This window comes from Pseudomonas sp. IT-P218, assembly GCF_949767605.1.
Lineage (GTDB): Bacteria > Pseudomonadota > Gammaproteobacteria > Pseudomonadales > Pseudomonadaceae > Aquipseudomonas > Aquipseudomonas putida_AE.
In genome coordinates this window covers 99,403-125,627 of record NZ_CATKQQ010000011.1, presented here as the reverse complement: position 1 = coordinate 125,627, position 26,225 = coordinate 99,403, and the positions used below count along the sequence as shown (strand labels likewise).

Here is a 26,225-nt window from a genome sequence, read left to right as displayed (position 1 = left end):
CACCGCGGTTAACCAGATATACCGCGTGACCGTTAATCGCCAGCAAGCCGGCTCCTACAGGACCGAGGCGAGTTCGGTGCAGCGGCGGCGGTAATCGTTCGCCAGCATCTGGATGCGCGGATCCGTGGCGCTCATCAGCGCCCCGCTCGCCACCCGCAGAAAATTCAGATTCCCGGTGATCAGCGCCTTACGTAGCCAAACCAGCGCTTGATCGACATTCCCTTCATCAGCCAACACCGCCGCAAAGCTGAACTGCCCGCGAAAATCCCCACCCTCGGCCGAACGCCGATACCAGTCACGGGCTGCTGCCGGATCCGCCGGGCAGACCTGCCCTTCTTCCAGATATCGCCCCAGCAGATTCATCGATTTCGCGTGGCCCAGTTCAGCCGCGCGGCGATAGAGATTGAGCGCCTGCAGCTGATCCTCGACCACCCCACGCCCGGTCGCCAACAGGTTGGCGTAGTTGTACATCGCCCAATCCAGTCCGGCTTCAGCTGCAATTCGATAGTGCTTGGCGGCCTTCGCAGCATCGGCCTCGCAGCCCCAACCATGCTCATGACAACGCCCGAGCATGTTGCGCGCCATCAGATGTCCACGCCGGGCGGCGATGTCAAACCAGCGCACGGCCAGCGGCTGATCCTGGGCGATCCCCTGCCCGTCCAGCAGAATCTGCCCGAGCAACGCCTGGGCATCGAGGAGGTTTTCGCGGGCAGCCATCAAAATGGCTTGGGCAGCACGGGCCGGGCTTTCATCAAGCATGGATTTGAGCGCATCGCCGTCGAAGACTTCCTCGCGACGCAATTGAAAACTCATACCTCGACCCAGCGACGCAACAGGTTGTGATAGGTACCGGTCAGGCGAATCAGCGAAGGGTGATCCGGCACGTCCTCGGTCAACTGCCGGATCGCCCCGTCCATCTCGAATAACAGGGCACGCTGGCTGTCTTCGCGCACCAGGCTCTGGGTCCAGAAGAACGAGGCGTAACGTGTACCTCGGGTAACCGCATTGACCTTGTGCAGGCTGGTGCCGGGGTACAGCACCATGTCCCCAGCCGGCAACTTCACGCGCTGGGTGCCGTAGGTGTCCTGGATTTCCAGTTCGCCGCCGTCGTAGTCCTCGGGTTCGCTGAAGAACAGCGTGGCAGAAAGGTCGGTGCGCACCCGTTCGATACTGCCCTTGGGCTGGCGCACGGCGTTGTCGATGTGGAAGTCGAAACTGCCGCCGGCCGTGTAACAGTTCAGCAACGGCGGAAACACCTTGTGCGGCAATGCCGCCGACATGAACTGCGGATTCTTCCACAGCCGCTCCAGCATGGCCGCGCCGATTTCCTTGGCCAGCGGATGACCTTCCGGCAGCTGCAGGTTGTGCTTGGCCTTGGCCGATTGATAGCCGGCGGTGATCTTGCCATCGGCCCAATCGGCCCGTTGCAAGGCCTCGCGAATGCGCTGCACTTCTTCTTTTTCGAACAAGCCGGGAATGTGCAGCAGCATGGGGCAAGCACCTGAAAGCAAAAGGGTGCCAATGGTATTGATTCTTATTGCCTGTGTAAAACCCGCCAGACGAATGAAACAGCAAAAACCGTAAGGTTAAATTGTAAAGAATGTAAATTCAGTGCGAATAGTAATGTTTCGCAATTGATACGAATACGTGTTTACCCTATATTCCGCCGCCTCAAATCCTTGGGGAGGGGAATAAAAAATGTCACGTCAGCACCCACAACTACCGGTCAGTTCACCGCGTCTGCTCACTTGCGCCATTGGCGTGGCAATCACGGCCGGCTCTGCGGGCCACATGGCTTTCGCCGCCGAAAAAACCGACGAGAAAGCGCCGAGCAACACCATTTCCCTTGGCGCTACCGCGATCACCGGCGAAGCCCAGGACGAGACCTCCTACAACGTCGAGAAAGCCTCCTCGCCCAAGTACACCGCGCCGCTGGTAGACACTCCGCGCTCGATCACCGTCATCCCGCAGCAGGTCCTCAAGGACACCGGCGCCCTGAACATGCAGGACGCACTGCGTACCGTTCCAGGCATCACCTTCGGTGCTGGCGAAGGCGGCAACCCACAGGGCGACCGTCCTTTCATCCGTGGCTTCGATGCCCAGGGGGACACCTACCTGGACGGCGTGCGCGATACCGGTTCGCAGAGCCGCGAAATCTTCGCCGTTGAATCGATCGAAGTGAGCAAGGGCCCGAACTCGGCCATTGGCGGTCGCGGCGCTGCCGGCGGCAGCATCAACCTGGTGAGCAAGAAAGCGCACCTGGGCGACTCGTTCGACGGTGGTTTTACCTGGGGTTCAGACCAGACCCAGCGCTACACCATGGACGGCAACTACCAGTTCTCCGACACCGCTGCCGGTCGTCTGAACCTGATGAGCCACGAAAGCAACGTCGCCGGCCGTGAAAGCGTCGACTACGATCGCTGGGGCGTCGCGCCATCGCTGGCCTTCGGCCTGGGCACCGACACCCGCGTCAACCTTGACTACTACCACCTGGAAAGCAACGACACGCCGGATTCGGGTATTCCCTACACCATCCCGGCCGGTGGCTCCGCTGCCCGTACCAAGTCCAATCCGGACAAGCCTTACGCCGGCGGCGACAGCAGCAACTTCTACGGCCTGACCGATCGTGACTTCCGCAAGGGCCGTACCGACACCGCGACCATCGCCGTCGAGCACGACCTGAACGACGCACTGACCGTCAAGAACACCCTGCGCCACGGCAGCAGCATGCAGGACTACATCCTGACCCAGCCGGACGACAGCAAGGGCAACGTCAACAACGGCACCGTCTGGCGTCGGGCCAACACCCGTGTCAGCAACACCGATACGACGACCAACCAGACCGACCTGTTTGGTGATGTCTACATCGCCGGCTTCAAGAACAGCTTCGCCACCGGTATCGAGTTGAGCCGCGAGGAAAGCAAGAAGTCCTCATACACCGTCAACACCGACACCACGCCGGGGACACCCGCAGCCACCACCACTTGCAACCCGGCAATCATCGGCACACCAAGTGGCTACAACTGCACCTCGCTGGCGAACCCGAACCCGAACGATCCATGGAACGGTTCGATCAGCCGCAACTACGCCGGCACCGACACCACGGGTAAAACCTACGCGCTTTACGTGTTCGACACCTTGACGTTGTCCGATCAGTGGCTGGTGAACATGGGCCTGCGCTACGACCATTTCGACACCGACTACAAGACCTACAACGCCGCCGGCACCACGACTTCCAAGGGCGATGACGTCAGCGAGTTCGTTACCGGTCAGTTCGGTGTGGTCTACAAACCCGCGGAAAACGGCAGCATCTATGCGTCCTACGCAACGTCCGCGACGCCTCCGGGCTCCACGCTTGGCGAAGGTCAGGACGGCAACCCGCTGGGCGGCACTCCGGATCGTAACGGCAACCTGCTGAGCAGCGACATGGAGCCGGAAACCACCAAGAACTACGAAATCGGTACCAAGTGGGATCTGCTGAACGATCGTCTGTCCTTGACCGCGGATATCTTCCGCACCGAGAAAGACAACGCCCGTGTGCAGGTCGATACCACCTCGTACGAAAACGCCGGCAAGACCCGCGTGCAGGGTGTCGAGCTGTCGGCCACCGGCAAGCTCACCGACAAATGGCAAGTCTTCGCCGGTTACGCCTACATGGACAGCGAGCAAGTTGACGGTGGTCCGCTGGGTGCGACCAACGATGGCAACGAACTGCCTAACACCCCGAAAAACAGCGCCAGCCTATGGACGACCTACCAGGTCACGCCGAAGCTGACCATCGGTGGCGGTGCGTTCTATGTCGACGACGTGTTCGGCAGCGTGGCCAACACCACCATGGTCAACGACTATGTGCGTTACGACGCGATGGCCGCCTACAAGCTGACCAAGAACATCGACCTGCAACTGAACGTGCAGAACCTGACCGACGTCACCTACTACGACAAGGCGTTCTCCACGCACTTCGCCAACCAGGCGGCGGGCCGGACTGCGTTGCTGAGCACCAACTTCCACTTCTGATGACTCAAACCTGTAGGCGCTGCCTTTTAAAAGATCGCAGCCTCGTTGCACTCGACAGCTCCTACAGGGCAATGCGTACTCACCTGTAGGAGCTGCCGCAGGCTGCGATCTTTTGATTTTGTTTTTCAAGATCAAAGGATCGCAGCCTTCGGCAGCTCACAGGGGGCCAGCCCCGTTCATCCAGGTGAACGGGGCTTTTGTGTGCAAAGGGAATGTTTCTCGACAACCCACGGCATAATGCGCGCCGTGATGATTACTTTTGAACGAACAAGGCGAGCGACGTGTTGAAGAAAACCCTGTTCCAGTTGCACTGGTTTTTTGGCATCACTGCCGGACTGGTCCTGGCCCTGATGGGCATCACCGGTGCGACGGTCTCGTTTCAGGATGAGATCCTGTCCGCGCTGAACCCTTCCGTGTTGCAAGTCCAGAAGCAAGTCGCTGGCGTGCTGCCACCCGCCGATCTGGTGGAAAAGATCGAAGCGACGACGGGCATGAAAGTCGCAATGCTCTCGGTGGGCATCGACAGCGACACTGCCGCCAAAGTGTTCTTCACTCCGCCAGCGGGCGAGCGGCGCGGCCCCATGCGCTACTTCGACCCCTACACCGGTGAACTGCTGGGCGACGCCACCGGCCAGGGCTTCTTCGGCCTGATGCTGCAACTGCACCGCTTCCTTGCCATGGGCGATACCGGTCGGCAGATCACCGGTGCCTGCACCCTGATCCTGGTGTTCTTCTGCCTGTCCGGCCTGTACCTGCGCTGGCCTCGCCAGTGGAAAAGCTGGCGCGCCTGGCTGACCCTCGACTGGAAGAAAAAAGGCCGCAGCTTCAACTGGGACCTGCACTCGATTGCCGGCACCTGGTGCCTGGTGTTTTACCTCCTGGCCGCGTTGACCGGGCTGTCCTGGTCCTACGAGTGGTACAACAAGGGCCTGACCCGATTGCTCTCCGATTCGCCGCAGAACGAACGCGTGCGCGGCGGACGCGGCCCTGGGCCAAGCGGTCCGGCGCCGACGGCCGATTATTCGGCGATGTGGAGCAGCATCTACAGCGCCGCCGGTCCCGACCTGAGCTTCTACAACACGCGCATGCCCCCCGTGGCCGGGCAACCGGCGACCGTTTTCTACCTGTTGAAAAACTCGCCCCACGACCGTGCGCTGAACCAGATAAGCCTCGACCCGGTGACCGGCGCGATCAAACGCCATGACCGCTACAGCGACAAGAGCGTCAAAGCGCAACTGCTGACCAGCATCTATGCGCTGCACGTGGGCAGCTACTTCGGCATCGTCGGACGCATCATCCTGACGCTCACGGCCTTGAGCATGCCGCTGTTCTTCATCACCGGCTGGCTGCTGTACCTGGATCGTCGACGCAAGAAACGCCAGATCAAGGACGCCCGCAAAGGCCTGGCCCAACCCGCCGGCGACACCCCGGCATGGCTGATCGGTTTCGCCAGCCAGAGTGGCTTTGCCGAGCAACTGGCCTGGCAGACTGCCGGCCAGTTGCAGGCTGCTGGCCTGCCAGTCAACGTGCAGCCGTTGGCCACTGTCAGCGAGCAGGATCTGCAGGGCTCAAGCAATGCGCTGTTCGTGGTCAGTACCTTTGGCGACGGCGAGGCCCCGGACAGCGCCCGCGGTTTCGAACGCAAGGTGCTGGGCCGTGCGTTGAGCCTCGACAGCCTGAACTACGCCGTGCTTGGGCTCGGCGACCGGCAGTATCAACACTTCTGCGGGTTCGCCCACCGCCTGCACAACTGGCTGGGCGAGCACGGCGGCAAGACCTTGTTCGCGCCGGTGGAAGTCGACAGTGGCGACCCCTATGCCTTGCGTCACTGGCAGCAGCAACTCGGCCAGCTGACCGGCCAGGCGCCGATCGACTCCTGGCAGGCCCCGCGATACGACAACTGGACCCTGACCCGTCGCGAGCTGCTCAACCCGGACAGCTGCGGTGCCCCGGTGTACCTGATTGGCCTGGCCGCCCCCACCACCAGCAGTTGGCTGGCCGGTGACCTGGTGGAAGTGCTGCCACGCAATTGCCCTTGGGCCATCGAACACTTCCTCGACGGCCTGGGGATCGACGGCCGCGCCACGATTGAACTCGATGGCTTGGCGCAAACCCTGGAGCAGGCCCTCGCCGGTCGCCAACTGCCCGAGAACCGTACGCACCTGGTCGGCTTGCATGCCCAGGCGCTGGTGGATGCGCTGGTGCCGTTGGCGATGCGCGAATACTCCATCGCCTCGATTGCCGCCGATGGTGTCCTGGAGCTGATCGTGCGCCAGGAGCTGCATCCCGATGGCAGCCTTGGCGTCGGTTCCGGCTGGCTGACCGAACACGCCCCTGTGGGCGGCAGCATCAGCCTGCGGGTGCGGCGCAACAGCGGCTTTCACCTGCCCAATGAACCGGTGCCGATGATCCTGCTGGGCAACGGCACCGGCCTCGCCGGCTTGCGCAGCCTGCTCAAGGCGCGCATTGCCGATGGCCAACAGCGTCACTGGCTGTTGTTCGGCGAGCGCAATCGTGAGCACGACTACCTGTGTCGCGATGAGCTGCAAGAGTGGTTGATTGCCGGCGATCTCGAGCGCCTGGACCTGGCGTTTTCCCGGGACCAGGCCGAGAAGATCTACGTGCAGGATCGCCTGCGCGAATCGGCCAATGAGCTGAAGAAATGGCTGGCGGACGGTGCGGTGATCTACATCTGCGGCAGCCTGCAGGGCATGGCCTCAGGCGTCGATCAAGTGCTCAACGATGTACTCGGCGCTGCCGAGGTCGAGCGCCTGATCGAACAGGGCCGCTACCGCCGCGACGTCTACTGACCCCGCACGTCCTTGTAGGAGCTGCCGCAGGCTGCGATCTTTTGATTTTTTTTCAACATCAAAAGATCGCAGCCTGCGGCAGCTCCTACAGGAGGATGGGATTGGTGTTGTTACAGAGGTTGCAACTTCTGCTCGAACACCGCCACCCCCTCCAGATCCCGCAACACCACACTCAACTCCCCGCTCTGCCCGTCGATGTTCACCTCGCCAAAAAACTGGAATCCGCCAAACGGCGACATGTTGTGCACCGGTGGCGCTTTCTCGAACACCACTTCAGGACCGAAGGTTCTGTCCAGCGTATCCGGGCCGAAGCTCCCCGCATTCAGCGGCCCCGCGACAAACTCCCAGAACGGTTCGAAGTCCTGGAACGCGGCACGGTCCGGGTGATAGTGATGCGCCGCGCAATAGTGCACCTCCGCCGTCAGCCAGACAAAATTGCGCACCTGCTGCGCCCGCAGAAAACCCAGCAGCTCGGCGATTTCCAGCTCCCGCCCCTGAGCCGGTCCGGGGTCACCGTTGGCCACCGCTTCCCAGCGCGTTACGCCGGGGCTGACCTTGCCATCCGGTGCGCCGAGGCCAATCGACATGTCGGCGGCGATGACTTTCCATTGGGCCTTGGACGCTTTCAACGAAGCCTTCAACCAGTCCAGTTGTTCGCGCCCAAGAAACGGTTTGGCATCGCCCAGGTTGGCGTCATTGGCCCCGCGATAACTGCGCATGTCGAGCACGAACACATCGAGCAACGGGCCGTAACTCAGTTGACGATAAATCCGTTTGCCACCCTCGGCGGACTGCCATCGCATCGGTGCATATTCAAGCCAGGCCTGACGTCCACGACTGACCAGGCTGTGGATATCTTTGTTGGCGTAGCGCACACCCAGCGCTATGCCCGGAGACCAGTTGTTCACCACTTCGTGGTCATCCCATTGCCAGATCTGCGGGACTTCGGCGTTGAAGCGGCGGATGTTTTCGTCCATCAGGTTGTAGCGGTAATTGCCACGGAAATCGTCGAGGCTTTTGGCGACCCTGCTCTTCGCCTCGCTGGTAATGTTGCGCCACACCCGGCCGCCCTCGGTGAGGAGCTGCGCCGGTATCGGGCCGTCAGCATAGATGGTGTCGCCGCTGTGGATAAAAAAGTCCGGCAGGCGCAGGCGCATCGCTTCGTAGATGCGCATGCCGCCGATGTCTGGATTGATACCGTAGCCCTGGCCAGCAGTGTCGCCGCTCCAGACGAAACGAATGTCGCGCCGGGTCTGGGGCACGCTGCGCAGGTGGCCGAACCACGGCTCGCTGGCGACGCCGCTCTGGGCGTCTTCGAATTGCACGCGATAGAAAATCGCCTGGTCGGCGGGCAGGCCGGTGAGATCGACCCGCGCCGTGAAGTCGCTGCGGGCGTCTGTCAGCGCCGAGACGAAGCGCCGGGGGTTGGGAAAAAGACTGCGGGTGTCCCACTCCACCACCATGCGTGCGGGGCGATCGCAGCGGCTCCAGACGATCGCTTTATCGCCCTGCAAGTCGCCGGACTGCAAGCCATCGGTGAGTTGCGGACGATCCTTGACCGACGCGATCACCGCCGGTGCCAGGCTCGGCATCAACAAACCGGCACCGAGCGCCTGGATGACACGCCGCCGACCGGAGTCGAATTCGCTCATGGTGTTCTCCCGGAAAAAAGATCGCAGCCTTCGGCAGCTCCTACAGGGGAATGCATTCCAATGTAGGAGCTGCCGAAGGCTGCGATCTTTTGATCTATGCCTTGACGGGCTCCAACGCCAACTCCACCCCCTCCGGCCGCTTGACCAGCGCATACACCACCGCCGTCAACAAACTCCCGGCAACAATCGCCAGCAGATACAGCAGCGCATGGTTGATCGCATTCGGAATCGCCAACACGAACAACCCGCCATGGGGCGCCATCAGCTTGCAGCCGAAGTACATCGACAACGCACCGGTCAGCGCACCGCCGGCAATGCTCGCCGGGATCACCCGCAGCGGGTCCTTCGCGGCAAACGGAATTGCGCCTTCGGAGATGAAGCACAGCCCCAGCACCAGCGCCGCCTTACCCGCCTCGCGTTCAGTCTGGGCGAACTTGCGCCGGGCGATGAAAGTGGCGATGCCCAGGCCGATCGGCGGCACCATGCCGGCGGCCATTGTCGCCGCCATCGGTGCATAACTCGACGACGCCAGCAACCCGACCGAAAACGCATAGGCAGCCTTGTTGATCGGCCCGCCGAGGTCGACGCACATCATGCCGCCCAGCAACACGCCGAGCAGAATCGCGTTGGTGGTGCCCATGCTGTCGAGGAAGTGCGTAAGCCCGGCGAGCATGCCCGCCACCGGTTTGCCGACCACGTAGATCATCACCAGGCCGGTGAACAGGCTCGCCAGCAACGGGATGATCAGGATCGGTTTCAGTGCCTCAAGACTCTGCGGCAACCGTGCATAACGATTGATCGCCTGCGCCGCGTAACCGGCGATAAAACCGGCGATGATCCCGCCGATGAACCCGGCGCCCAGGGTACTCGCCAGCAACCCGCCAATCATCCCCGGCGCCAGGCCCGGACGGTCGGCAATCGAGTAGGCGATATAACCCGCCAACAACGGCACCATCAGCTTGAACGCAGTCTCGCCGCCGATCTGCATCAGCGCCGCCGCCAGCGTCCCCTCTTCCTTGAACGCGGTAATGCCGAACACGAACGACAAGGCGATCATCAAGCCGCCCGCCACCACCATCGGCAACATGAACGACACGCCGGTCAGCAGGTGTTTGTAGACGCCGGTCTTCTCTTGCCTGGCTGGCCCCTTGGCACCGGTCGAGGCGGTTTCCTGCTTGCCTTCGGCCAGCGCTTTATTCAGCGTTGCCTCAGCCTGCTTGAGAGCAATGCCGGTGCCGCAACGGTAAATCTTCTTGCCGGCAAAACGATCGGTGGCGACTTCGATGTCCGCCGCCAGCAGTACCACATCGGCGTCGGCAATCGCGTCGCTGCTCAGCGGGTTGCGTGCGCCGACCGAGCCCTGGGTTTCCACCTGCAAGTCATAGCCCAGGCGCTTGGCCGCTTGCTGCAAGGCTTCGGCCGCCATGAAGGTGTGGGCGACACCGGTCGGACAGGCCGTCACGGCAACCAGTCGCGGCGCGTTCTTGACCACGGCCACCGGCTCGACCACGGCTTGAGGTGCGACATACACCTGAGCCTCTTCAGCGCCACGACGCAGCACCGCTTCGACATCTTGCAGCGCCTGGGCCGGGGTGCTCTGGAACAAGCGCTTGCCGACGAAGCGCGACATATCCACAGGCGCGCTGGTCACCAGCAACACCCATTCGGCCGCGTCGATCGTGGCCGCCGACAATTGCCGTTCGGGGTGCGCCGCATCGCTGATCTCGACACTGGTGCTCCAGCCCTGACGCTGGGCCGCCGCATCGAGCAAGCGGGCACACAGCACACTGGTGACCATGCCGTTCGGGCAGGCAGTAACAATGGCTAACTTCATGACCAACCCTCTTATTGTTCTGTCAGGGGGCGCACGCGCACACCCTGTTCGAGCTGCGCCAGTTGCGCCGCATCGCTGATACCGAAACCGATCTGGGTGACCGCCATCGCGGCGATCGCCGTGGCGGTGCGCAACGTCTGCTCCGGCGTGTCGGCGCTGACCAGGCCATGCAGCATGCCGGCCAGCAGCGAATCACCCGCTCCGACCGTGCTGGCGACACTGACCTTGGGGGGCGTGGCGTGCAGCGCCGAACCGACACTGAACCAGTTCACGCCTTCAGCGCCGTGGGAGATCACCACATGTTCAATGCCTTGGCCGTGCAGACGGCTGGCGGCTTGCGCCTGGGCCATCACCGACACCACCTCGCCACCGAGCACTTCAGCCAGCTCCTCGGCATTGGGCTTGATCAACCATGGACCGGCCTTGAGCGCGGCACGCAAGGCCGGCCCACTGGTGTCGAGGGCCACCTTCAGGCCCAGGCCTTTCAAGCGCACGATCAACGCCTGCAACCACTGCGGGCTGATGCCCTGGGGCAGGCTGCCGGCCACCACGACCGCGTCATGCCCAGGTGCAATCCGCTCGAGTCGCTCGAGCAAGGCCTGCTGCGCCTCAGCACTGACCAGCGGACCCGGACCATTGAGGTCGGTGATGCGCCCATCGCTTTCCGCCAGTTTGATATTGCTGCGAGTCTCACCGGGAACCCGGATAAAGGCATCGACAAAACCGCGTTTGGCGAACAGGGTTTCGAACGCCTGCGGATTGTCTTCGCCGAGGAAGCCGCTGACCGTCAGTTGATGCCCCAGGTCTGCCAGCACTTGCGCCACGTTCACCCCTTTGCCGGCGGCGTGGGTGTGCATGGCGTCGCTGCGGTTGACCTGACCGGCCTCCAGGCGCGACAACTCGACCGTAAGGTCCAGCGCAGGGTTCAGGGTCAGGGTCAGAATCTTGGCCATTACAGGGCCTCCACTAATTCACGTACTTCATTGGCGCTGCCCACGAGCAGGGCTTGTTGGGCCAGCGTGCGGGCCTGGGCGAGACTGAGCTCGCGAATTCGCGCCTTGACCTCGGCAATGCTGCGCCCGCCGACACTGAGCTCATCCACACCCAGGCCGACCAGCACCGGCACCGCCAGCGGATCGGCCGCCAGCTCGCCGCACACGCCCACCCACTTGCCATGGGCATGGGCCGCGCGCACGGTGATGTCGATCAGTTGCAGCACCGCCGGATGCAAGCCATCCGCCTGGGCCGACAAGGTCGGATGGCCACGGTCGATGGCCAGGGTGTATTGCGTCAGGTCATTGGTGCCGACGCTGAAAAAATCGACTTCCCTGGCCAGCACCGGCGCCAGCAAGGCGGCCGATGGCACTTCGATCATGATCCCCAATTGCAGGTCCGCCACCGGTATTTCCAGGCGCAGGCGCTCGGTCATGTCCCGGGCCTGGCGCCACTCGTCGACGCTGCCGACCATCGGGAACATGATCCGCAGCGGACGGTTGTCGGCGGCGCGCAGCAAGGCGCGCAACTGCGCTTCCATGATCTGCGGCCGTTGCAGGGTCAAGCGAATGCCGCGCACGCCGAGGAACGGGTTTTCTTCCTTGGCGATCGGCCAATACGGCAGCGGTTTATCGCCGCCCACATCCAGAGTGCGCACCACCAGCGGCCGACCGGCCAGGCCATCGAGCACGCGGCGGTATTCGGCTTCCTGGGTCGCCTCGTCCGGCGCTTGCGGGTGGGCCATGAAAATAAGCTCGGTGCGCAGCAGACCGATGCCTTCGGCGCCCTGCTCCACCGCGCTGGTGACGCCGGCGCTTTCGCCGATGTTGGCGAACACTTCAACGGCGTGACCGTCGGTGGTCAACGCCGGTTGATGGCGTTGCTCGGCGGCGGCTTTCAGGCGTTGTTCGCGGGTGTCGCGCTCTACGGTGGCGCGTTGCAACGTGGCGGCATCAGCGTCTACATGCAGGCGACCGCGCTGGCCATCGATCAACAACGGCGTACCCGGCGCCAGCAGTAACACCGCCGCGCCGGCGCCGACCAGCGCTGGAATCCCCAGGGCCCGCGCCACAATCGCGCTGTGGGCGGTGGCACCACCCCGGGCGGTGAGAATGCCGGCGACCCGGATCGGATCAAGCCGCGCCACGTCGGACGGGCCGACTTCGTCCATCACCAGAATGTACGGTTGTTCAGGTTCACTCAGGGTTTCGACACCACTGAGTTGCGCCAGCACCCGTCGACCGATATCACGCAGGTCGGCGGCGCGCTCGGCGAGCAGGGCGTCCTGCAAGGATTCCTGTTGCCGGGCGGCGGCTTCGATCACCGACATCCACGCCGCTTCCGCGCTTTCGCCCTGCTTGAGACGGGTGTCGACTTCATCGGTCAATTCCGGATCGTCGAGCATTTCCTGGTGGGTGATGAAAATCTCGCGGATAGCCTTGGCCTTGCTGCGCTCGATCAAGCCGCCGATGTCCTGGCGAACGTGCGCCAACGCTTGCTTGAGACGCTCACGCTCGATGCCGGCGGATTCTCCGCGCAGCGGGTAATCGATGGTTTGCAGCACCTGGATATGCGCCGGGCCGATGGCGATTCCCGGGGCGGCCGCGATGGCCTGCACCAGACTGCCGGACGCCGGGGCGAGCAGCACCTGGGCCACCTCGACAATCTCTTCACGCGGCTGACTCATCGGTGGCAGCGGCTCGACTTCTTCACCAAGGCCTTCTTCGATGGCGGCCAACAAGGCGGGCAAGGCGTCGGCAGCAATGCCTGGCTCGGCGATGATTTCCAGCACCTGGCCACGACGGGCGCCGAGGCTGAGCAGTTTGCTCAGGCTCTTGACCGACACCGCGCTGTCCTGGCCATCGACGATGCGGATACGAATCTCACCCTCAAAACTCTTCGCCAGTTGCGCGAGGATTTTCGCCGGACGGGCATGCAGGCCGTGGGCGTTGGCCAGCGTTATGCGCGCGCTCGGCCAATCGGCTGGCAGCTCACCACCCAGCACTTCCAGCACGGCGCGGCAACTGGTGGCGCGGCCTAACTCATGGCCGCGACCTTCTATCAGCAACGCACACAGCCGTTCGAGCAACGCTTGATGGGCCTCGCCAAGACTGGCCAGACAAAATAAACCGTTCAGCGGTTGGCCGAGGTAACGCAGCGGTTTGTCCGGGGTGACGAACGCCAGGCCCGGGCGCTTGACCGTTTGCTCACTGTGCAGCCACCACAGGCCATCGCCCAGCGGCAGCGCTTCAACCTGCTGCAACACGGCGGAGAAACCGTTGCTGACGCAGTCGGCCTGACGCAGCAAACGCGCGCCGCGCCAGACCAACTCCTCGAAATCTTCGGCGGCAACGCCCAGGCCGATCATCTGCGCATCCAGCGCCAGCTCCTGCGGCGCCCCTTGCAGCAATTTCAGCAGGGCCTCGGCGGAACCGGCGCGGCGCAAGGCCTGGCCCAGATCAGTTTCACCGAGGGCACGGGTCAGCAGTTGCAACAGGCGCAGGTGTTCGTCGGACTTGGCGGCAATACCAATCGCCAGGTAGACAATCTGTCCGTCGCCCCAGTCCACGCCGTCGGGGAATTGCATCAGGCGTACGCCTGTGGAAAACACCTGATCGCGGGTTTCGGGCGTACCGTGGGGGATGGCAATACCTTGTCCGAGAAAGGTCGAGCCCTGCGCTTCGCGTGCCTGCAAGCCGGCGAGGTAGCCCTCGTCAACCAGGCCATCGGCAACCAGGTGCCGGGCCAGCAGTTGCAGCGCGGCGGACTTATCCACAGCCGACTGGCCCATGGATATCTGCTCTATGGTGAGCTCGAGCATGCTTTCTCCTGTTGGCACCCTTGGGGCGCCAGGTATTGTTTTTGAATGATTCAGCTTAGGCCTTTGTCTTTAAACAATCTTTGGTGGTTTCGCGGCAGAACCGGCCAAAGCAGCCATTAATGTAGAAAATACGCTTGCTGAATCGTTTAATCTAGAGTGATTGGCACGTTACTCGATAATGTTGCATCGTTGAAGCCCAACTTGTCGGATGCGTTGTGACAAAGGTCGCCTGCCTGAATCGGGTAGGATTGGTGAAAATGTCGAGGCAACCTCGAGAAAACAAGGAATAGCGGGTTGAAACTCAGTGATATAGCCCAGCTGGCCGGTGTGTCTGTCACCACCGCCAGCTACGTCATCAATGGCAAGGCCGAACAGCAACGCATCAGCAGCGCTACCGTCGAGCGCGTGCGCGCGGTGGTCGAAGAACATGGCTTCACGCCTAATCCCCAGGCGGCCGGCCTGCGCAGTCGCCACACCCGAACCTTGGGCTTCATTCTGCCGGACCTGGAAAACCCCAGTTACGCGCGGATCGCCAAGCTCCTGGAACAAGGTGCCCGGGCGCGTGGCTATCAGCTGTTGATCGCCAGCTCCGACGATGCACCCGACAGTGAACGGCAACTGCTGCAACTGTTCCGCGCCCGTCGCTGTGATGCCCTGATTGTCGCCAGTTGCCTGCCGCCGGGCGACGACAGCTATCGCCTGCTGCAAACCAAAGGCATTCCGATCATCGCCATCGACCGGGTCATGGAGCCCGAGTATTTCTGCTCGGTGATCAGCGACGACCGCGAGGCCAGCCTGCATCTGACCCGGAGCCTGCTTGATCCGCTGCCCAAACAGATCGCCTTGATCGGTGCCCGCCCCGAGTTGAGCATCAGCCAGGAACGGGCCGCCGGCTTCAAGGAGGCCTTGATCGGGTACGACGGCGAGGTCCTGATCGAACACGGTGATTCGTTCAGCCGTGAATGCGGCAAACAGTTGATGGAAGAATTGCTCCAGCGCGTAGGGCATTTGCCAGAAGCCCTGGTGACCACGTCCTATGTCCTGCTGCAGGGCGTGTTCGATGCATTGCACGACTTCCCGCTGAAAACCCGTCCGCTGCGCCTCGGCACATTTGGTGACACCCAGTTGCTGGATTTCCTGCCGCTGCCGGTGAATGCCATGGCACAGCAACACCAGTTGATTGCCGACAAGGCTCTCGCACTGGCTCTGGCCGCCATCGAGCAATCCGATTACCAACCCGGTGTGCAGGCCATCGCGCGGACGTTCAAACAACGTATTCGCCAGGACTGAGCCATGGACCTGATCGACACCCACACTCACCTGGACTTCCCCGACTTCGACGCGGATCGTCAGGCGCTGATGGCCGAAAGCCGCGCACTCGGGGTGCGGCAGATGGTGGTGCTGGGGGTTTATCAGGGCAATTGGCAACGTGTCTGGGACCTGGTGCAAAACGATCCGGACCTGCATGCGGCCTTGGGTTTGCACCCGGTGTATCTGGAGGATCATCTTCCTGAGCACCTTACCGAGCTGGGCGACTGGCTGACGCGATTGGCTGGCCATCGCCAGCTGTGTGCGGTGGGCGAGATCGGCCTGGACTACTTCATCGAAACCCTGGATCGCGAACGTCAGCAAGCGCTGTTCGACGCGCAACTGCAACTGGCGGTGGATTTCCACCTGCCCGCGCTGATTCATGTGCGCCGCAGTCATGCGGCCGTGATTGCCACGCTTAAACGCTTCAAATTGAAACGCGCCGGGATCATTCATGCCTTCGCCGGCAGCCAGGAAGAAGCCCGCGAATACATCAAGCTCGGTTTCAAGCTCGGTCTCGGAGGTGCGGCGACCTGGCCCCAGGCACTGCGCATGCACCGGGTGCTCGCGCGGTTGCCGCTGGAATCGGTGGTGCTGGAAACCGACTCGCCGGACATGGCACCGGCGATGTTCCCCGGCCAGCGCAACAGCCCGGCGCACTTGCCGGCGATCTGCACGGCGCTGGCGCAAATCATGTCGCTCGCCCCCGAACAACTGGCCGCCGCCAGCACCGCCAATGCCCGTGAACTGTTCAACTGGTGATCAGTCGACGTGGGCCTTGGCGGCCTCGAGAATCAGCGTCATGTGCTGACGCTGACGGGCAAATCGAAGGGCAACGAAGTAGACGAAAATCGCGCCCAGCGAAAAATTCAGCTGTTCCACGACGCTGAATATACCGATCCATTCCAGTACCAGCACCACCAGCAATGTGGTGCAAATCGTGACCAACAGGCTTGCCTTCAACATGGCTATCGAGTCCAGGGACTTGAAGCGCCTGATCTGTTTCGGGTCGCACAGTTGCAGGGTTTTCTGGCAGTGCGAACAGGTGAATGCTTCGTTGATTGCAATGGGAGTTGCCAGGGTTTAAGCAACAGCGTGCGCTGGCAATGTGCACAGCGACCCTGGATTCCAAGTGTTGCAACAGCCATAACCGTGCCTCCTCCAAGCGGTCAGTGAAGTGGATACTCCTTCATTGAAGCCGAAAAACCAGAGCCCGGAGGAAAACAGGAGGTTTCCTCCAGGCATTGGGAAGAGGTACTACAGAGCTTTCAGACCCGGAACGCGCTGATCAGCTGTTTGAGCTCGACCACCTGCGCCGAAAGCGCTCGACTGGCATCCTCGGTCTGGTGCGCACCTTCGGCCGTGCGCTCTCCGGCACGATTGATCTCGACGATGTTCTGGTCAATGTCATGGGCGACTGCGGTCTGCTGTTCCACAGCCGCGGCGATCTGCTGGTTCTGGTCGACGATCATGCCGACCGCCCCAAGGATATTTTCCAGGGCCTGCTGGACCTTTTCCGACTGCCCCACCGTGCCGCTGGCCATCTCATGGCTGACGCCCATCGCCTTGACCGCGGCCCCGACACCGCCGTGCAGCTTGGCGATCATCTGTTCGATCTCTTCGGTCGATTGCTGGGTGCGCTTGGCCAGCGTGCGGACTTCATCCGCCACCACCGCAAACCCGCGACCCTGCTCACCCGCCCTGGCAGCCTCGATAGCGGCATTGAGCGCCAGCAGGTTGGTCTGTTCGGCGATGCTCTTTATCACCTCCAGCACACGGCTGATGGACTGACTGTCGCTGGCCAACTGGTTGATCACCTGCACCGATTGGTCGATTTCGCTGGCCAGTGCCGCGATGCTGCCCTGCTGCGACTGCACCAGCCCACGACCGCTCACCGTTTCGTCGTTGACGCTGTGGGCGCTGCTGACGGCGGCGGCCGCGCTGCGCGCCACCTCCAGGGAAGTGGCCGACATCTGGTTCATCGCCGTGGCGACCTGCTCGATCTGCGAGCGCTGCCCGGCCACGGCCTGGTTGCTTTGCGCCGAGACACTCTCGACTTGCCCAGCCTGGCGCTCGACTTCGCCGACCGTCTGCCCGACACGCTCGATCAAGTCATGGATCTTTTTCACGGTGCCGTTGAACACCTCGCCCAACTCACCCAGTTCATCACGGCTGTGGGCATTGAAGGTGACCGTCATGTCGCCAGCCGCCACCTTGTCCATGACCGCGCCAAGACGCTTGAGGGTGGTGCGGGTGGAGGCGTAGAAGGCGCCGTAAAGATAAAAGATCAGTACGAACACCACCGACAGCGCAACGGCCTGCAGGATCATGTGCGTGCGGTTCTGGTCCAGGCGCTGTTGCAACTGGGTACCGAGAAATTTCAAGGTGGCTTCATTGAGCTGGTAGGTCTGGCCCATCAGCGTCGAGACCTGATCGTAAAAGGCTAGCCACGGTGCATCGAGCGTGTCGGCCATCACCACTTGCTCTTCGAACAGTTCACTGGCCTTTTTCAACGAGGCCTTGCTGCTGTCAGCCGGGGTAGCCAGGGCTTCACGCGCGGCATTGCTGGAGCCCGTGGCATCCTGCAGCTTCAGGCCATACTCGGCCTGGAGCTTTTCGATTTGCGCGAGCAATTCATCAAAACGCGTACTCGACGACGAATTTAGAAACCCCTGGCCCAGCGAAGCGGAGCCCAATGCACGGCCTTCGCCGAGCATCTGGGTGATGCGCGGGGTGATGCTGGTGACGAGTTCGCTCAGCTGGCGCATGTCACTCTGGCTGTCGTGACTCAGGCCGGCCTGGCTGGCGATAATCTGGCCGAAGACCTGGGCATTGCCGACCAGTTTGCCGATCAGTGCACTTTTGCTTTGCAGGGATTTTTCCGTCTGCTGGGCCTTGAACGCGCTGATCATTTCATCGCGCTTGCCATCGAACAATGCGATCTGCTCGGGATCGGTGGCCATCGCCGTCAACCCCTGCAAGCGTGCCAGAACGCCTTGTTCCAGCGTATTGATCTGCGCCTCGAGATTCGCCGCCTTGCCGGATTGGCCCAGGGCGACGTTGATCTGCACAAGATTGTTCAGGGTCTCCAGATCACGCCGTAATGCGAGGCTGCTGCCCAACAGGTCCAGGCTCTGCAGTTCGACCCGGGTGCCCTGGAATTCGCGATAGGAGTCACGCACCAGGTAGAAGTTGGTGACCAGCATTGGCACCAGGAACAGTACGCTGATCAGGCTGAACTTCATGCCAAAACTCAGGCGGTTCATCAGCGCGACGGCGGGATAGAGCAAGCTCTTCACTGGAAGTCTCCCTTGGATTTCTTATTTTTATGGGTGGGCGCAGCGAGACAGCAGATAGCCACTATTCGGCGCTATCTCTGTATAGCGTAAATCAGGGGGATGTTTTGTAACTTAAGGTTAACGGTGCGCACAAATTCTTGCTGGCGCAGGCAGGGAACCGTGTACCAGGTTCTGCGCTGTGGGCAACCCGGTTAACCCTGTAGGAGCGAGCTTGCTCGCGAAAAACCTGAGAACACCGCAGGGTGTCAGGCTCCACGCGTCATCGTTGACCTCCATCGCTGGCAAGCCAGCTCCTACAGTGGGTCGGGTGCATCCGCGAGCATGCGGCGACTCGGTAAGCCGGCTCCTACGGCAACACAGTCCACAACGCAAACCCCGCATACCAGAGCACTGCCGCCCGCAGCAGCAACTCCCAGATACGGTCAAGATTGTGGATACCCTCAGGCCCGACCACCGGCGCTGGAATTTCACCGGCCACCAGTCCGACCCTTTCGATCAGTTGGGCGGCGCTGATGTTCCAGTTCAGCAGTTCGTGCAGCATCACCCGGCTGACCGCGACAAAGTTGCCGACCAGGGCAAGGCTGGCGGCCAACAGACGCACTGGCACCCAGTCGAATGCATGGCGCAGTTGCGCGGCGCGCTCGACCACGGCGGGGTTTTGCCCGTGTTCTTCGGCCAGGGCCAGCAATCGATAGCTCAGCGCGGCGACCGGCCCCAGCAGGAAGTACCAGAAAATGATCGCGAAAAAGCTCTGGTAGGCCTCCCACAGCAAATGCCCTTCGACCCGCTCCAGCAGTTGCTCGGCATTGTCGGCGCAGATGTCCAGGTCACGCTTGGCCACATGGGCCGCCGCTTGCAGGTCTTCGCGACGCCAGGCATCGCGGAAGGGACCGAGACCGGCCAGCAGATCACCGCGACCCAGGCTGTAGATCACCACCAGCAAATGCACCGGCAGCGCCAACAGGCCGTAGGCGACTGGGTCGAGCACCACCAGCAGCAAGCCCAGCAACGCCACCGGAAACAACACCAGCACCGCCAGGACCAGCCACGGACGGTTCACCAGGCGCGGGCCGAGTTCAAGCTTGTGCAGCTCGCGAATCCAGCCAGCGTCGCGTTGAACCCGATGGCGCAGGGCCGAAAATTTCTCGATCCACACCGCCAACAGCAACACCAGAAAACTCATTATCCTTCCTCTTGTGCCAGGGCTGCCCGATAGCGTGCCCAGTCGAACGCGGGCCCCGGATCAGTCTTGCGCCCGGGGGCGATGTCGCTGTGCCCGCAGATACGTTGCGTGGTGATTGCCGGAAACGCCGACTGCAGCTGGCGGGTCAGGGTCGTCAACGCTCGGTATTGCGCATCGTCGAATGGCAGATCATCCGTGCCTTCGAGTTCGATGCCTACGGAAAAATCGTTACAGGTTTCCCGCCCCTCGAAACTCGAAACACCCGCATGCCAGGCACGCTCAAGGCAAGAGACAAACTGAGTGACGGTCCCGTCACGCTCGATCAGAAAATGCGCAGACACCCGCAGGTCGGCAATCCCTTGAAAGTAGGGATGCTCCGTGACATCCAGACGATTCTGGAAAAACTCCTGCACCTTGCCAGTCTTGAACTGCGCTGGCGGCAGGCTGATGTTATGAATCACCAGCAGGGAAATTTCGCCCTCGGGGCGCGCATTGAAGTTGGGCGAGGGGCATAAATGCACACCCTTGCACCAACCGCTCGCGGGGTCCAGCTGCATACAGATTCCTTCACGACGACTGTGTTGGCACCCAGTATGCCGCGATAGCCCACCGGGGGCGATCACTAGACGCGATTGAGGCGCTGCAGTTTTGCGATCACCGACGCCAGGGCGCGTTCAAACAATGCGCTATCCTCGAGCACGCGAGCAGTGTCGGCGGGACTTTCCCCAGCCGTAGGCAGAGTGAATGGCTCCAACACCTCGACCATCGCCGTCGCACCTGGTGAATGCCCTGGATGCTCGAACAATTGAACGTGCAAGCGCTCCAGCTCGCTGAAAAACTTGCTCGTGGCAAACGGATCGAACGCCGAACTGCTCAGTCCCTCGCGCAATGACTTGAGCAACCCCGGGACCAGCGTCAACAAATGCTCTCGTGCATCGGGCAGGTCATGACGCTGGACGCTCCAGATCAATTGCACCATGGTCTGCACATCAGCCTGCCACGGCAGCGACAGATGGCCATGCTTGAGGCAGGTCATCAGCAAAACGTTGCTCCAGGCGTCTTGCACGAACGCCAGCACACTTTGTGGCAATTTCTTGCCCAGCAGCGCCTGATTCAAAGCCTGCTCGACTCGCTGGCGGGCCAAAGCGGTTCTGCCGCGACTTTCCTCGGCATCACGAATCCGCTGCTCAAGCAATTCCCTGCGACGGCGTTCGTCACGGGCGAACGCAAGGAATTCATTCAGCAGTTCAGAAAATATCGCCGGGTCGTCGACAAACTCGTCCAAAAAACGCTGCGCCACTTGCTCGATGCGCCGGTACAGACTGTCGCGCTCATGATCACCGGCCTCGGCCTCAGGAGAATTGGCAATGCTCGCGCGCACCTGCAACAACAGGTCCTGCAGCGCCGCCAGTACCGCGGGCACGATCTCATCAGCCTGCGGATCTGCTGACGTGGCAACCGTACCGGCGCTGGCGTTATCCGTTGTGGAGATGGTCGGGGCGGGCGTGAGGCCAGGTAGCACACCGGTGGCGACCAGCAGTTGGTTGGCCTGGGCGTAAAGCTGGCCGGCGCCACTGAGCACATAGCGATCAAACAGCTTGAGGATAATCAGCTTGACCTTGATGTCCACGCCCAGGTGGCGTCCGGCCCCAAGGAAGCACTGGCAGAGCATCGTCGGCCCCAGGGGATTGTTCTGCTCGATCAGCGTCCTGCCCAGCAACGTGCTGAGGCGGGCGGTGAGTTGGTCAAGGGCAAATCCGTCGCGATAGAGCACCTGATTGACCATCGCATCCAAAGCCTGGTTACGCCCCAGCCCGTCATCCGGCAGCGCCCCACGGGTATCGGCAGACAATGACCGAGGCAGGGCCCTGTAAGCGAGGTCGCAGTGACCGAGGCTGATGAACGCCTCGAAGAATTGCTCGAAAAACAACCGCTCGATGCTTTTGCGCTTCAAGCGCAAATCGCGCGTCGCCTCAAACAACAGGTTCTGCTCAACATCATCGAGTGCCCGGTCAGCCATTTCGAAGAGGCTATCGTCGGCATTATCGAACAGCGCCTGCAAGCCCTGCCTGAGCTGTTGAGTAGCCTTGTCGCGAACCTGCAGGACGATGACAGGCAGGCGGGCGAGTGGCGGGTGCGTCGTCTGGTCGGTAGCGACCCTGCGCAAAGGCACCACATTCCCGTCGTTGTGCATCCAGCCTCCTGAAACCTGCAGCCGTCAAAGTCGTGACGTCAAATCCAAGGCGAATTATCGGACAAAGGTAGCCCTAACGCCACCCCGACGCTCGTTGCGCATGAAAAGAACAGTCTCACGGATGTCGATCAGGCGCGGAATCGACCGGGAACAATGCGGATGCCTTGGGTTGCCCGGTAGCATGGCCCTATAATCGGACCACTTTGTTTGTGGAGTTGCTTATGCCGAATCTACGTCTCGCCGATTTGAACGCCGAAATCGAAGCCAACGTGCGCCGCGCGCTGCTCGAAGACATCGGCAGCGGCGACATCACCGCGCAGCTGATCCCGGCCGAACGCCTGGCCAAAGCCACCATCATCACCCGCGACGCCGCCGTCATCTGTGGCACTGCCTGGGTCGATACTGTGTTCCGGCAGTTGGACCCACGGGTGGCGGTGCATTGGCAGGTCGCCGATGGCGAGCGCGTAAAGCCCAACCAGGTGTTGTTCCACCTCGAAGGGCCGGCCCGCTCGCTGCTGACGGGCGAACGTAGCGCGCTGAACTTCCTGCAAATGCTCTCTGGTGTCGCCACTCGCGCGCAGCAACTGGCAGACTTCGTTGCCGAAACCCGGGTGAAACTGCTCGACACCCGCAAGACCTTGCCGGGGCTGCGTCTGGCGCAAAAGTACGCGGTCACCTGCGGCGGTTGCCACAACCACCGCATCGGCCTGTATGACGCCTTCCTGATCAAGGAAAACCACATCGCCGCCAGCGGAGGCATCCCCCAGGCCATCGCTGCCGCGCACAAGATTGCACCGGGCAAGCCGGTAGAGATCGAAGTGGAAAGCCTTGATGAACTCAAGGAAGCCCTGGCGGCCGGGGCCGACATCATCATGCTCGACGAACTGAGCCTGGATGACATGCGCGAAGCCGTGCGCCTGAACGATGGCAAGGCAAAGCTGGAGGCCAGCGGCGGGATCAACGAAAGCACATTGCTGCCGATTGCCGAAACCGGGGTGGATTACATTTCGATTGGGGCGATGACCAAGGATGTGAAGGCTGTGGATCTGTCGATGCGACTGAGCCTCTGAGGAGCTGCGAGCCACAAGCGGCAAGTTACAAGCTTAAAGCGGTCCCGCTTTGACTTGTAGCTTGCGGCTTGGAGCTAGTAGCTCTCGTCAAACGACGAGATTGTTCATCTCGCAGTACTCATCCCACTCGACACCCAACACTTCAGCCGCTTCCTTATGCAGTTTCAGGCGCTCGGCCTCGTACTCTTCGGGGGTTGATGTGTATTTGAGCGTCAGTTCCCACGGCTGCAAGCCCTGGGCTTCGGCTTCATCCTCGAACGCCCACTGGATCTGGTCTTTCTGATCGTCGGCGGGCAGGTCCTTGATCTCGTCCATCAATTCTGGCGCATCCAACACGTATTTCTTCAGTGCTTCTACGTGCCTTGCTTCCTGGGACATCTCTTTAACGGTCATGGCGTTCTCTTAGATCGGGGGAATGGAAGATGGATCTGGATCATCAAGGATCTCTCTGACGCAAAAAAACCGCTTAAAACCCGGTTTTTCTGGCCTTCAGAACCATTCGGGATCATCTGAAAACAACGTGTCGCTGGTGCCCGAGACAGGAATCGAACCTGCGACCTTCGCGTTACGAGTGCGCTGCTCTACCGGCTGAGCTACACGGGCAGTGGGCTAAACCTAGCACTGACCATGGAGTCAGGCAACTTCGAACACGTTTAAAATCAAAAGATCGCAGCCTGCGGCAGCTCCTGCATAAGCTGCGATCTGCGCACAGCAAAACGCCCCGAACCAGTCGGGGCGTTTTGTTGTTCAGCGGTCAGACGCGGGAGTAATTAAACGCCCGAAGCCTTCGCTGCTGCTACGTCCTTGATGGACAGCTTGATACGGCCGCGGTTGTCCACGTCCAGTACCAGTACTTCCACTTCCTGACCTTCTTTCAGGATGTCGGTCACTTTCTCAACGCGAGCATCGCTCAGCATGGAGATGTGAACCAGACCGTCCTTGCCAGGCAGGATGTTGACGAATGCGCCGAAGTCGACGATGCGCTCAACCTTACCGACGTAGATCTTGCCGATTTCGGCTTCAGCGGTGATACCCAGGACGCGCTGACGAGCAGCTTCTGCAGCTTCCTTGGTTTCGCCGAAGATCTTGATCGAGCCGTCGTCTTCGATGTCGATCGAAGCCTTGGTCTCTTCACAGATCGCACGAATGGTCGCGCCGCCTTTACCGATGACGTCACGGATCTTGTCGGTGTCGATTTTCATCGCGATCATGGTCGGAGCGTTGGCCGACAGTTCGGTACGCGACTGGCCAATGATCTGGTTCATCTGGCCGAGGATGTTCAGGCGCGCTTCCAGGGCTTGGCCCAGAGCGATCTCCATGATCTCTTCGGTGATGCCCTTGATCTTGATGTCCATCTGCAGCGCGGTGACGCCTTTGGCGGTACCGGCTACCTTGAAGTCCATGTCGCCCAGGTGGTCTTCGTCACCCAGGATGTCGGTCAGGACGGCGAATTTCTCACCTTCTTTAACCAGGCCCATGGCGATACCGGCAACCGGTGCCTTCATCGGCACACCAGCGTCCATCAGGGCCAGGGAAGCGCCGCAAACGGAAGCCATCGAGCTCGAGCCGTTGGATTCGGTGATTTCCGACACTACACGGATGGTGTACGGGAACACGTCAGCGGCAGGCAGCATGGCCGAAACCGAACGACGGGCCAGACGGCCGTGACCGATTTCGCGACGACCAGCGCCACCCATGCGACCACACTCGCCCACCGAGAACGGAGGGAAGTTGTAGTGCAGCATGAACGGGTCTTTTTTCTCGCCTTCCAGGGTGTCCAGCAGTTGTGCGTCACGGGCGGTGCCCAGGGTCGCGACTACCAGGGCCTGGGTTTCGCCACGGGTGAACAGAGCCGAACCGTGGGTCTTTGGCAGAACGCCGACTTCGATGTTCAACGGACGTACAGTCTTGGTGTCGCGACCGTCGATACGTGGCTTGCCGTTTACGATGTTTTCGCGAACGGTGCGGTATTCGATCTCGCCGAAAGCCGCTTTGACTTCGCTGGAGGAAGGCTGGCCTTCTTCACCGGACAGCTTGGCAACGACCTGGTCCTTCAACTCGCCCAGGCGAGCGTAACGGTCGGCCTTGACGGTGATGGTGTAAGCCTGGGAGATCGCTTCGCCGAACTCGGCACGGATAGCGCCCAGCAGTTCGGTGGCTTCTGGCGCAGGAGCCCAGGTCCAGGTTGGCTTGGCAGCTTCAGCGGCCAATTCTTTAACAGCGTTGATCACAACCTGGAATTCGTCGTGAGCAAACAGTACCGCGCCCAGCATCTGGTCTTCGGTCAGCTCTTTGGCTTCCGATTCAACCATCAGCACGGCGTCCGAAGTACCGGCAACGACCATGTCCAGGCTCGAAGCAGCCTGCTGTTCGTAAGTCGGGTTCAGCAGGTAGCCGGTGCTTTCGTGGAAAGCAACGCGGGCTGCGCCGATCGGGCCATCGAAAGGAATGCCGGAGATGGCCAGGGCAGCCGAGGTACCGATCATCGCAGCGATGTCCGGATCGGTCTTCTTGCTGGTGGACACGACGGTGCAGACAACCTGCACTTCGTTCATGAAGCCTTCAGGGAACAGCGGACGGATCGGACGGTCGATCAGTCGGGAAGTCAGGGTTTCTTTCTCGGAAGGACGGCCTTCGCGCTTGAAGAAACCGCCAGGGATCTTACCGGCAGCGTAAGTCTTTTCCTGGTAATGAACAGACAGAGGGAAGAAGCCCTTGCCTGGATCGGCTTGCTTGGCACCAACGACGGTCACCAATACGCTGACGTCGTCGTCAACGGTGACCAATACTGCGCCGGAGGCCTGACGGGCGATACGGCCGGTCTCGAGGGTGACGGTCGACTGACCGAACTGGAACTTTTTGATTACCGGGTTCACGGTGTCCTACCTTCTTTTGTGGCTCTTGGGGAAACTGGGTTCTTGCGAAATTCTTGGGCAACGCCGGGAATCGGCCCGACCGGTTGTCCTGGGTGTCACACAGGCAAAACGGATATCCAGATAAAACTTGAGGCTGGGAGCCTGCCACGCGCCGGCGGAAAACCGCTG

At 61.4% G+C, this 26,225-nt stretch carries 17 protein-coding genes, 1 tRNA gene and 1 pseudogene; 5 read left to right on the top strand and 14 right to left on the bottom strand.

From position 1 onward, the window contains the following. Nucleotides 1–54: 54 nt before the first annotated feature. Together ACM6I6_RS07170 and ACM6I6_RS07165 are read right to left on the bottom strand one after the other, a co-directional pair. On the bottom strand, nucleotides 55–813 hold the full coding sequence (locus ACM6I6_RS07170) for a tetratricopeptide repeat protein (RefSeq protein ID WP_414919675.1): 759 nt from the start codon (nucleotides 811–813) through the stop codon (nucleotides 55–57). Next, nucleotides 810–1,490 (bottom strand): Fe2+-dependent dioxygenase, encoded by a 681-nt coding sequence (locus ACM6I6_RS07165; protein ID WP_274074049.1) that lies wholly within the window; start codon nucleotides 1,488–1,490, stop codon nucleotides 810–812. The genes ACM6I6_RS07170 and ACM6I6_RS07165 overlap by 4 nt, the downstream gene beginning before the upstream one ends. Nucleotides 1,491–1,698: 208 nt before the next feature. On the opposite strand from ACM6I6_RS07165, the gene ACM6I6_RS07160 reads away from it, so the two are divergent. Then, nucleotides 1,699–4,017, top strand: a complete 2,319-nt coding sequence (locus tag ACM6I6_RS07160; RefSeq protein WP_414919674.1) for a TonB-dependent receptor — start codon at nucleotides 1,699–1,701, stop codon at nucleotides 4,015–4,017. Between the two features lie 281 nt (nucleotides 4,018–4,298). Continuing rightward, on the top strand, nucleotides 4,299–6,827 hold the full coding sequence (locus ACM6I6_RS07155) for a PepSY domain-containing protein (RefSeq protein WP_414919673.1): 2,529 nt from the start codon (nucleotides 4,299–4,301) through the stop codon (nucleotides 6,825–6,827). A 110-nt stretch (nucleotides 6,828–6,937) separates the two neighbouring features. On the opposite strand, the gene ACM6I6_RS07150 is transcribed toward ACM6I6_RS07155, so the two are convergent. The 4 genes from ACM6I6_RS07150 to ptsP form a co-directional block, all read right to left on the bottom strand. Beyond that, nucleotides 6,938–8,479 (bottom strand): alkaline phosphatase D family protein, encoded by a 1,542-nt coding sequence (locus ACM6I6_RS07150; RefSeq protein WP_414919672.1) that lies wholly within the window; start codon nucleotides 8,477–8,479, stop codon nucleotides 6,938–6,940. A 94-nt stretch (nucleotides 8,480–8,573) separates the two neighbouring features. Continuing rightward, a complete protein-coding gene (locus tag ACM6I6_RS07145; RefSeq protein ID WP_274074053.1) occupies nucleotides 8,574–10,313 on the bottom strand; it encodes a PTS fructose-like transporter subunit IIB in 1,740 nt (579 codons plus the stop codon). Between the two features lie 11 nt (nucleotides 10,314–10,324). Beyond that, a complete protein-coding gene (pfkB, locus tag ACM6I6_RS07140) occupies nucleotides 10,325–11,266 on the bottom strand; it encodes a 1-phosphofructokinase (protein ID WP_323605499.1) in 942 nt (313 codons plus the stop codon). Continuing rightward, a complete protein-coding gene (gene ptsP / locus ACM6I6_RS07135) occupies nucleotides 11,266–14,127 on the bottom strand; it encodes a phosphoenolpyruvate--protein phosphotransferase (protein ID WP_414919671.1) in 2,862 nt (953 codons plus the stop codon). Before ptsP ends, pfkB begins: the two co-directional genes overlap by 1 nt. Before the next feature lie 294 nt (nucleotides 14,128–14,421). Here ptsP and cra point away from each other — a divergent pair, with 294 nt between their 5' ends. Beyond that, nucleotides 14,422–15,417: a catabolite repressor/activator gene (gene cra / locus ACM6I6_RS07130; protein ID WP_323605496.1), complete on the top strand. Its 996-nt coding sequence runs from the start codon at nucleotides 14,422–14,424 to the stop codon at nucleotides 15,415–15,417. A gap of 3 nt (nucleotides 15,418–15,420) precedes the next feature. Next, nucleotides 15,421–16,197, top strand: a complete 777-nt coding sequence (locus tag ACM6I6_RS07125; RefSeq protein WP_323628580.1) for a TatD family hydrolase — start codon at nucleotides 15,421–15,423, stop codon at nucleotides 16,195–16,197. On the opposite strand, the pseudogene ACM6I6_RS07120 reads toward ACM6I6_RS07125, so the two are convergent. The 5 genes and pseudogenes from ACM6I6_RS07120 to ACM6I6_RS07100 all read right to left on the bottom strand — a co-directional run bounded on the left by ACM6I6_RS07120 (nucleotide 16,198) and on the right by ACM6I6_RS07100 (nucleotide 22,111). Next, nucleotides 16,198–16,583, bottom strand: a pseudogene (locus ACM6I6_RS07120) (hypothetical protein). It abuts the gene before it with no gap. Nucleotides 16,584–16,703: 120 nt separating this feature from the next. Further along, the gene (locus ACM6I6_RS07115; RefSeq protein ID WP_408601058.1) at nucleotides 16,704–17,408 is read right to left on the bottom strand and encodes a methyl-accepting chemotaxis protein; all 705 of its coding nucleotides are present in this window, start codon (nucleotides 17,406–17,408) and stop codon (nucleotides 16,704–16,706) included. A gap of 1,672 nt (nucleotides 17,409–19,080) precedes the next feature. Further along, nucleotides 19,081–19,917: a regulatory signaling modulator protein AmpE gene (gene ampE / locus ACM6I6_RS07110; RefSeq protein ID WP_274074060.1), complete on the bottom strand. Its 837-nt coding sequence runs from the start codon at nucleotides 19,915–19,917 to the stop codon at nucleotides 19,081–19,083. Beyond that, on the bottom strand, nucleotides 19,917–20,474 hold the full coding sequence (ampD, locus tag ACM6I6_RS07105) for a 1,6-anhydro-N-acetylmuramyl-L-alanine amidase AmpD (RefSeq protein WP_414919670.1): 558 nt from the start codon (nucleotides 20,472–20,474) through the stop codon (nucleotides 19,917–19,919). The genes ampE and ampD overlap by 1 nt, the downstream gene beginning before the upstream one ends. 65 nt (nucleotides 20,475–20,539) lie before the next feature. Further along, nucleotides 20,540–22,111 (bottom strand): DUF1631 family protein, encoded by a 1,572-nt coding sequence (locus ACM6I6_RS07100; RefSeq protein WP_414919669.1) that lies wholly within the window; start codon nucleotides 22,109–22,111, stop codon nucleotides 20,540–20,542. A 221-nt stretch (nucleotides 22,112–22,332) separates the two neighbouring features. On the opposite strand from ACM6I6_RS07100, the gene nadC reads away from it, so the two are divergent. Beyond that, nucleotides 22,333–23,181 carry a carboxylating nicotinate-nucleotide diphosphorylase gene (gene nadC / locus ACM6I6_RS07095; RefSeq protein WP_274074063.1) on the top strand — a complete coding sequence of 283 codons (849 nt, stop codon included), beginning with the start codon at nucleotides 22,333–22,335 and terminating at the stop codon, nucleotides 23,179–23,181. 87 nt (nucleotides 23,182–23,268) lie between these two features. Here nadC and ACM6I6_RS07090 read toward each other — a convergent pair whose 3' ends face one another. The 3 genes from ACM6I6_RS07090 to pnp form a co-directional block, all read right to left on the bottom strand. Next, complete coding sequence (locus ACM6I6_RS07090) at nucleotides 23,269–23,574, bottom strand: DUF6388 family protein (RefSeq protein ID WP_274074064.1); 306 nt, start codon at nucleotides 23,572–23,574, stop codon at nucleotides 23,269–23,271. A gap of 134 nt (nucleotides 23,575–23,708) precedes the next feature. Continuing rightward, nucleotides 23,709–23,784 (bottom strand) — tRNA-Thr (locus ACM6I6_RS07085). A 167-nt stretch (nucleotides 23,785–23,951) separates the two neighbouring features. Further along, nucleotides 23,952–26,057: a polyribonucleotide nucleotidyltransferase gene (pnp, locus tag ACM6I6_RS07080; protein ID WP_007915263.1), complete on the bottom strand. Its 2,106-nt coding sequence runs from the start codon at nucleotides 26,055–26,057 to the stop codon at nucleotides 23,952–23,954. Nucleotides 26,058–26,225 lie beyond the last annotated feature (168 nt).